The sequence below is a fragment of the Anabaena sp. UHCC 0253 genome (assembly GCF_009712085.1).
Taxonomy (GTDB): Bacteria; Cyanobacteriota; Cyanobacteriia; order Cyanobacteriales; family Nostocaceae; genus Dolichospermum.
This window is the reverse complement of the sequence record NZ_VILD01000003.1, coordinates 470,838-479,831: the sequence shown is the minus strand read 5'-3', so window position 1 is coordinate 479,831 and position 8,994 is coordinate 470,838. Positions and strand designations below refer to the sequence as shown.

Annotated in this window: 7 protein-coding genes and 1 pseudogene; 6 read left to right on the top strand and 2 right to left on the bottom strand. The window is 39.0% G+C overall.

The features are described from left to right. Positions 1 to 609: 609 nt before the first annotated feature. Positions 610 to 993 carry a beta-lactamase hydrolase domain-containing protein gene (locus tag FJR38_RS10405; protein ID WP_168536882.1) on the top strand — a complete coding sequence of 128 codons (384 nt, stop codon included), beginning with the start codon at positions 610 to 612 and terminating at the stop codon, positions 991 to 993. Between the two features lie 123 nt (positions 994 to 1,116). On the opposite strand, the gene FJR38_RS10400 is transcribed toward FJR38_RS10405, so the two are convergent. Further along, entirely contained in the window at positions 1,117 to 1,428 is a 312-nt protein-coding gene (locus FJR38_RS10400; RefSeq protein ID WP_168536880.1) for a HetP family heterocyst commitment protein, read from the bottom strand. A gap of 1,346 nt (positions 1,429 to 2,774) precedes the next feature. On the opposite strand from FJR38_RS10400, the gene FJR38_RS10395 reads away from it, so the two are divergent. Continuing rightward, positions 2,775 to 4,982 (top strand): NACHT domain-containing NTPase, encoded by a 2,208-nt coding sequence (locus FJR38_RS10395; protein WP_371418171.1) that lies wholly within the window; start codon positions 2,775 to 2,777, stop codon positions 4,980 to 4,982. On the opposite strand, the gene FJR38_RS10390 is transcribed toward FJR38_RS10395, so the two are convergent. Continuing rightward, positions 4,979 to 5,662: a DsbA family protein gene (locus tag FJR38_RS10390; RefSeq protein ID WP_168536876.1), complete on the bottom strand. Its 684-nt coding sequence runs from the start codon at positions 5,660 to 5,662 to the stop codon at positions 4,979 to 4,981. The genes FJR38_RS10395 and FJR38_RS10390 overlap by 4 nt on opposite strands. A 227-nt stretch (positions 5,663 to 5,889) precedes the next feature. On the opposite strand from FJR38_RS10390, the gene FJR38_RS10385 reads away from it, so the two are divergent. The 4 genes and pseudogenes from FJR38_RS10385 to FJR38_RS10370 all read left to right on the top strand — a co-directional run bounded on the left by FJR38_RS10385 (position 5,890) and on the right by FJR38_RS10370 (position 8,929). Next, positions 5,890 to 6,072 (top strand): CsbD family protein, encoded by a 183-nt coding sequence (locus tag FJR38_RS10385; protein WP_168536874.1) that lies wholly within the window; start codon positions 5,890 to 5,892, stop codon positions 6,070 to 6,072. 173 nt (positions 6,073 to 6,245) lie between these two features. After that, positions 6,246 to 7,906 (top strand): annotated as a pseudogene (locus FJR38_RS10380) (alpha-amylase family glycosyl hydrolase). Between the two features lie 49 nt (positions 7,907 to 7,955). Next, positions 7,956 to 8,228, top strand: a complete 273-nt coding sequence (locus FJR38_RS10375; protein ID WP_168536872.1) for a GlsB/YeaQ/YmgE family stress response membrane protein — start codon at positions 7,956 to 7,958, stop codon at positions 8,226 to 8,228. 98 nt (positions 8,229 to 8,326) lie between these two features. After that, positions 8,327 to 8,929, top strand: a complete 603-nt coding sequence (locus FJR38_RS10370) for a hypothetical protein (RefSeq protein WP_168536870.1) — start codon at positions 8,327 to 8,329, stop codon at positions 8,927 to 8,929. The last annotated feature ends 65 nt before the right edge of the window (positions 8,930 to 8,994 follow it).

Here is an 8,994-nt window from a genome sequence, read left to right as displayed (position 1 = left end):
GAGGCGTTGCTGATTAAGAGTATGATTTTGTTTCACGCAGAGGCGCAGAGTCACAGAGAGTAAGGGTTTGAAATCTTTGATTTTTCAATTTCATACTTCAATTCAGCAACACCAGGAATGAAAATCAAAAATTCCATTTATGAAACTCTTAATCTTTGCGCCTTTGCGCCTTTGCGTGAGACTACCCGGATTTCTCACTCTTCTCTCACCTATTACCGGCTAATTCTCTAATTCCTATCTTCATCTTAAAACGCAAACTTGAGAAATTCTGGAAAAATAAATTACCCAATAACTGTAGGGTGGGTATAGTCCTGCGGATATAGCTACGCTAAAGCCATACTTTCTCCCATCTTATAAAACCCAATCTGGGAATACAAGGGAATTCAAAATGTTATTATATATACATTAATTAAAATTTTTGATGACAGAGAACCTCCTCACAAGTTCCTCAAGTTGTTTATCTACATTAAATATTGAATCAGAGAATAGGGGATTGGGGAAATGGCAAAAAATTTAATTTTACCAATAACCGATTACCTGTGAAAAAATCCCCTATATATGAATACAGGGGGATAAATTGAAATATCCATTTTGGGAATTTTAAGACTAATGGAAATTGTTAGAAAGATTACCCAAGAATTAGCAATTGTCGGACAAGTTACACCAGAACAACTTCACGACATAGCAAATGATGGTTATAAATCCATTCTCAATCTGAGGTTTGCAGATGAAAAAGACTGGTGGGAAGATGAACAGAAACAAACCGAGGATTTAGGTTTAAGCTATGCCAATATCCCCATCAAATTTGAAGAACTAAATCCTCAAATTTCTTTGGAGATATTCGCAGTAATCAATCAATTACCTAAACCAATCTTGATTCATTGTGATAATGCTATCCGCTCGGCAGCAATAGTATTATTATATATTGCCAATAAGCAGGGCATTGAATTTGATCAAGTATGGGAACAAAATCCCAAATTATTTTGGTTTTAGGACTATAAACAATGGACAAGGAACAATTACATCTTCCTAGAAATATGAGGATTTTTCCTTTAAAGGAGATGTTTTAAACCTAGAATGAAACAATTGTCAATTAATAATTTCATCGGGGTTGTTCTACCTTTCTGCTGTAGTTACCAGTTGAGATGAATCTCTGTAATTAGAACTATTGACAGAGGCATGAATATCTGAATTTGTTTTTTGTTGATTAGATGTTCCAGGTGCGATGATTTGACGGTTTTCTTTAATTAATCTGCTGTAGGTGCGTTGGGGAATATAGTGAATTGGATTATAGCCAATACAACGCAAAATCAGCACACAAGCCCAAGAATACCGACCATCAGCAATAGCTTCAATGATCTGATTGAATTGTTCAGGAGTGATAGCACTATGAAAATCGTTCTGAGAAGAAGAAGCTTGGTAGTTCATGACTAACCCTGATATAATCTTGTAGGACTGAAAGTTAATAAGTTTTCAAAGTTCAGAAAATAGAATTTAGACTTTTATGGTCATTTATCAGTCTTCTAACTCTTAATTTCTGATTTTTGATTTCTGACTCGTAAAGAAAATTAATGCTATATAACTAATCTCATTGTGTGTGCCATAAAAAATTAAATTGTCTTAGTGAATAACCTCGCCCTCTAAATTTGAGTATAGCGATAAATTTTCGATTAAATATCAACATTATTTATGGTTTTGAGAGAATTTTATTAATTTTTCATGAGGTTTGTTGACTAGCAGCGGCAATAATATTTGAGTGACTGTGTATATTAAATTAACAAAATCACAGAAGAGAGCAGGGTTGAATATCTCTTTGTATATGGCTTTGCTCATAAATTTTGTACCTCATTTACCTGCTATCTGCTATATCTATTGAGTAATTGGTAGGCTAGTAATCTCCAAAAATTACTAGCAATTGGTAATCTGAATAAATTAGCTTTTAGCATTTTTGAATCTATAACCTGATAGTTTTTTTTTGAACCTATTCCCCTTGAATTTGCCCTAAATATAGGCAAAACCTGGGGATTTTTATGGTTAAGTCAATTGGACGATAAAAATAGGAAACACAGATACTCGTATATATGCAGAATACTATGTTTTGAGTAATTGGTAAGCCAAATTGGCACTTTATTTCTATAAATATTACAGATACCATCACTTTAAAATTACGTATTAAATGACTATTTAAATACTGTCACAAGGGGTATTTACAAAATTGTAAAGAGAAGATATTTAAAGGAAATATGACTATTTGAATAGTGTCACAAGGGGTATTTACAAAATTGTAAATAGCGTCTAAATATAAGTTTTTTGTTGATTTAATTTCAGTATTTTGGCTAAATCAGTTACATTTAAAAACAAGATACCTGATTTATTTAAGTAGTTAAAAATATGGGAATGTGACTTTAGGTCGCTACAAATTTATGCTATTTTTGAACTTGTTTCATGGTTAAATAATCAGTCAGGAGACTTATCCTCGCTGTAGTGTGAGTTTCTTGATAGACGTTCTCAAAATTTTTCGAGCATGAAACTAATACTTATATTGACTATTTTTCATAACTGTGCAATCCTTTATAAAAAACTTAATGTGTCAGTATTAATAGTATTCTGTAGAGTAAGAATAGAAACGTTTGTTTGATTGGTGCTTTTAAATATCTATTTAAGTTGTTCATTTTATGGTCAAGAGATCCCTCCAGGCCTCCCTGTCTGGAATTCAACAGGCTAAACGCGCGTTTGCTATCAAGGGGTGGACACAGGAAAACTTGGCAGGAGAAGTGAACGTAAAGACCCGCCAGCCGATTGGGCGATTTTTTACAGGAAAACCTGTCGATCGCCAAATTTTTATGGAAATTTGTGAAATTTTAGATTTAGATTGGCGAGAGATTGCGGATAATGCACCTGCGGAATTTCCTGAACCCGGTAGGCTGGTTGAGATGGCTTCTCTAGATATTGATAGTCTAGTCCAACAGGTGCGATCGCAACATCAAGACACCATTCAAAACCAGTGTGGTATCGTGCAGCTATTAGATATCAGCCGTCCTGTCAGCATTGATGACATCTATGTAGATGTGAATATTTTGGAAGAAATTGCCAGTCAACAGTGGTTTGAGATTGCTGACCTACAAAACTTAAAACCCGCTGAATTTGATCGCGTGGGATTGGCAGAGGTTAATCAGAAGCAAATACCAGGGATACAAGCTGTTAAAACTTACTCGAAGCTCAGAGTTCTTGGTAAACCGGGAGTTGGCAAAACCATATTTTTGCAACATCTGGCAATTCAGTGTAATCGGGGTGAGTTTGCCAAAAATCAAGTGCCGATTTTCATCGCGCTGAGAGATTTTGCTGAAGAGTCCAGGGATAATAACAAATTTAGTCTTCTGAATTACATTCATCACACATTTCTCACTTCTGGAATTTCCCACCCGGCTGAGATTGAAAGCTTACTGCAAGCAGGTCGAGTCCTGCTGTTGCTAGATGCTATGGATGAAGTGCCAAACCAGGACATTACAGCGGTTCTCAGCGAGATTCGCAAATTCTCGGAAAAATATCACAAAAATCAGTTCGTGGCCACCTGCCGCACCGCTGCCCGAAAACTGCAACTGCGAGGCTTTACCGATGTAGAAATTGCTCCCTTTGCCCAGGCTCAAATCATCACTTTCGCTCAAAAGTGGTTTGTGACACTGACCAAAACAACTGTTAAATCAGGACAGGAGCAGTCTGCTCAGTTTATTCAGAAATTGGAATTGCCGGAAAACAAGCAGTATCGGCAAATGGCGGTAACACCACTGTTTCTGCATCTGGCTTGCTCGGTGTTTCATGGTCAGGATAAATTTCCGACTCAACGGACAGAATTTTATAAACAAGGATTGGATTTGCTGCTGGGCAAATGGGATGAATCCAAAGGCATCGGCCGGGATGATGTTGATCGAGGGCTTTTATTGCCTCAAAAGTTGAAGCTGCTGAATCAACTGGCGGCTGTTACCTTTGAACAGGGGCAGTATTTTTTTGAGCAACGGGTTATTGAGCAATATATTGGGGACTATTTACGAAATTTGCCTAACGCAACTATAGAACCAGAGGAACTGCAACTCGAAAGCGAAGCGATGTTAAAAGAGATCGAGGCTCAACATGGGTTACTCACAGAACGAGCGCGAGGAATTTTTTCGTTTTCCTATCTAGCATTTCAAGAATACTTTACGGCTCGAAAAATCGTTGCTAGTCTTAATCTCCGGTCATTAGAACAAGCATTAGAAGGATTAGTCAGTCACATCACTGATTCGCACTGGCGTGAAGTTTTCTTGTTAACGGCTACTATGTTGCGAAGTGCTGATTCAATGGTGCAGTTAATGAAGCAGCAAATTGATGTTTTAGTTGCTCAAGACCCCTATCTGCAAGAATTTTTGATGTGGGCTAACCAAAAATCCCAAACAGTTTCCACAAGTCCCAATGTTGCCACATCACGAGCGTTTTATCTTGCCCTTGCCCAGTCACCCCAGGCAGCGGCTAAGTTAGCCTTGGCCAGCACCCTCGATGAAGGGATGTTTTTGGATGCAGCCTTAGATAGTTTGCTACTAGAATCGGCGATTGATCATAGTCAAGATTTTGCCTATGCCCATGCCTGTAGCGAAGCACTCAACAATATTCTGGTGATGGTTCTAGATGCTGGGTTTTATAAGTCTTTACAACAACTTAAAGACCAATTACCATCTTCTAGTCAAAACCGGGAACGGCTTCAGGAATGGTGGCAGAAAAACTATTCAGCCTGGGTGGAACAGTTGAAAGGTGCGATCGCTCAACACCGAAATAGTAAATATCCCTGGCAGTTTAGTTCTGAGCAACAGCAAGTCCTGGAAAGCTACTACAATGCCAATCAACTCCTAGTTGATTGCTTGAATAGTAACTGCGAAGTGACAACGGCAATCCGGGAAGAAATTGAAGCCACATTGCTACTTCCGAAAAAGGAACTAGTACCGCAGGTTTAACACCAGGATTGCTCTTCCGGGGGATTGTGCAGCAACTCGCGGATATTAGCTTCAATGACGCGGTAGCCTACATTGCCGTTGAGCCGTTGTCTTCCCTCATTAAAAATTAGGGTAGGACTAACAGACACGGTATGCTCTTTCACTAAATCAAAATCCTTGGATAATTGGGCATAAGCTTCACCACTATCAATCTGTGCTTGGATAGCGGCGATTGGTAATCCTAACTCTTCGGCAATAGCAAATTGCACCCGGCGATCAGAGATATTCGCTAGTTTGGTAAAAAATGCGGATCGAAATGCCCAAATGGCTTTTTCAAAAACCTGATCTGATTTTTGGACAATTTCTTTGGTTTCTAATAATTGGATTGCATGAAGAAAGAGATGGCAGGATGCAGATGAGGCAGGAATTGCTTCCGTCCAAATATCAGGATGAACGGTGATGTGATTAAACTTTTTTACAACTTCCTGAACGTGATGACTATATCCTTTGAAGCCACCGCGTTCGCACCATCGCTTCTCTAACTTTTCACGGGCATTTCCAAAGATAGGGACAAAGTGCTGCTCAATGGCGATTTTGTCTTGAAAATTTGTTGCTAATTCATCAAGACGAATTTGAGCAATATACGCCCAAACACAGAGAACATCAGAAAAGTAGGAGATACGAATTGGTTCTTCTATCATGATTTAGCGATCGCTTTTCTTGCTATTTTTCAGCTTGCAAAACAAACTTTGATCAATTTTAGCATCATTTATTTAAATTGCATTTTCAACCTGTTTTTCTTACGTTTTGTATCGTATTCAATCAATTCATACAATTCATTCATTAAATAACCCTACCCTCTGTCAAGATAATTAATATAACCAAAGTTGTTAATTCCACTCAGGAATATTATAAGAAGGAACAGATCATGAGCCTAGAAGATAAAGTTAAGGCAACTGCCAAAAATATTGAAGGTAAAATCCAAGAAACCGTGGGTGATATAACTGGAGATCCAAAAACTCAGGCAGAAGGTAAAGCTAAACAAGTAGAAGCAGCAATTCAACATTCTGTTGAAAACGTGAAAGATCAAGTCAAAGATACAATTGACTAAAGATTAATTTTCAAGCAAGTCTAGATGGTGAACAGGCTATCTAGACTTTCTCTTTTGTCTAAATTAACTAATAAATAACAATACCCTTACCATTTTTTGTAGGTTGGATTTTACTTCGTTATACCCAATTTACGAATCAGGCTTTTTTCAAGTTTTCACTCTCAATAGGTTCTATGACTAACTCAATTGAATTCAAGTTATTTGCCCCTTACAATAAAGGAGCGGCATTAATCGGATCTTTTTCCAACTGGGAAGAAATTTCTATGGAGAAAGGTAAAGACGGTTATTTCCGTATCTCTGTAAAATTGGCAGACGGCAATCATCAATATAAATTTCGAGTTCAATCCCGGAGCTGGTTTTTTGAACCAGACCAATGGGTAGAAGTAATAGACCCTTATGCAACAGATATTGATAACCCCAGTCAGAATGCAGTGGTGTGCATTAAAGACGGCGATCGCATTATTGATACTTACGTCTGGCAACACGATGACAAACCTCTGCCAGCAGATAGTGAATTAGTCATTTATGAACTTCATGTTGGTGACTTTTCTGGGGGTGAGGATGACTCTAAGGCTCGTGGCAAGTATCAGCACGTTATTGAAAAATTAGATCACCTTTGTGAACTGGGCATTAACGCCATTGAATTGATGCCGATTAAGGAATATCCGGGAGATCATAGCTGGGGCTACAACCCTCGCCACTTTTTCGCTACTGAATCTAGCTATGGTTCGACGATGGGGTTAAAGCAGCTAATTGATTCATGCCATGAGCGGGGTATCCGCGTCATCATGGACGGCATCTATAACCACTCAGAATCAGAAGCCCCTCTCACGCAGATTGATCATGATTACTGGTATCACCACTCTCCCCGCGATCCTGATAACAACTGGGGACCTGAGTTTAACTACGAACTCTACGATGAAACTCTGGAAACATACCCAGCCCGGCAGTTTGTCGGCGATAATGTGCGTTTTTGGATTGAAGAGTATCATACTGACGGTATTCGCTTCGATGCAGCCAGGCAAATTGCTAACTATGATTTAATGCACTGGATTGTTCAGGAAGCTAAAAAAGCCGCTGGGATGAAGCCTTTTTACACCGTAGCCGAACACATTCCTGAGACAACTAGCATCACCAATGCTGATGGTCCGATGGATGGCTGCTGGCACGATAGTTTCCGCCACGTGATTACAGTACATAAGTACATATTTGTGGCGATACTTTTGATTTAGAAAGCCTCAAGGATGTGATTGATTGCAAACGAAAAGGCTTTATGGGTGCGACTAATGTTGTCAATTATCTTACTAACCATGACCACAATCACTTGATGGTCGAGTTAAGCGATCGCAATATTTTTAATGAAGAAGCATTCAAGCGAATTAAGTTAGGAGTAGCTCTCCTGATGACAGCAGTTGGTGTTCCACTAATTTGGATGGGTGAAGAGTTTGGTGAGTATAAGTACAAAACACCTGAATCATCCAAAATAGATTGGAAATTGATGGGCAATGACCAGAATAGTAGTTTGTTTACATATTACAAAGGCTTGATTGGGCTGCGGAAAAATAATCATGCACTTTACGCTGAAAATATTGATTTTTTCCACGAAAATGTAGAGGCTAAAGTTTTCGCCTACACCCGTTGGAATGATCAAGGTTCTCGGATAGTTGTCGTGGCCAATTTTTCCGACAATTTTTTGGCAGGATATCACATTCCTAACTTCCCAGCCAATGGAAAATGGCACGAGTGGACAGGTAATTATGATATTGAATCTGGGGATGATGGCATTATGACTGACTTGGGATCTTACGAAGCCAAAGTCTTTGTTTGGCAATAGAAATTTACACCGCTGACTTCTGAATTCTTACAAAAAGGTTTTAGTTACTATGACTCTTGTTACTTGGATCATATTAGGTTTAATTGCAGGTGCGATCGCTAAGGCACTTGATCCGGCTGCTAGAGGCAGCGGCATTCTAGGAACTCTGTTTCTAGGCATAATTGGTGCATTTGTTGGTGGTACATTAGCCAATTTTATCACGACTGGAAAGTTTGTTCTGGTTGGTTCTACTCTCACTCCTTCTGGAGTTTTCATTGCTGTGATTGGTGCTGTTATCGCTGTATTTGTTTGGCACAGAATGAATGGCAGATATTTTTCTTAAAAATAACTAATACTGCAAGACAAAACTGTTAAATCTGGCAGTAAATTTGCCACTGTTATAATTACTTACACGCTTATTTTCCACTTATCAAGTATCTTATGAATAACCCCAAAAATCCCAATTCTCATAACAGTGAAGATAATCTAAACCAGGAGAAGAAACAATCCTATGGCGATGGTTACGTTGATGGCAATACATCTAAACGCCGTGTTCAGAACGAAGTCCAAACAATTCGTGATCAAAATAATACTGCTGGCGGTTTAATCCTTGGTTTCTTTATCGCCGCTGTACTAGGATTTAGTGGACTTGTTTATTTCTTTTGGGGGCGACAGCCTGCTACCACAAAGGTAATTGTTTTGCCTACTCCTGCGGTTTCTCAACAGCCAGAAAAACAGACAACTATCATCGAAAAGACGAATACTATTGAGCGTGTTCCCGTTATCGTTCCTGCTCCTCAACAAAGTGCGCCTAATGTTAATGTTAAAATTGATGTTCCCCGACCACAAACACCTAATAATCCACCCCCTGCTGTAACTCCACCAAATACGACAATTAATATAGCTCCCCCTGCATCGTCTGTCGAGACTCCAAAATCTACCTCTAGCCCAAATCCGTCCAATTCAAGTTCACAGACCCAAGAATCGCCTAATACAGGTAGTGTGCTGCCAGCAGATCGCAATTCAACTGATTCCAATCCATAATCAAGTAGACTCCTGACTCCTAACTGGGCGCAGTCCCTGCGCCCCTACCTCCTATTTTCGGCGTT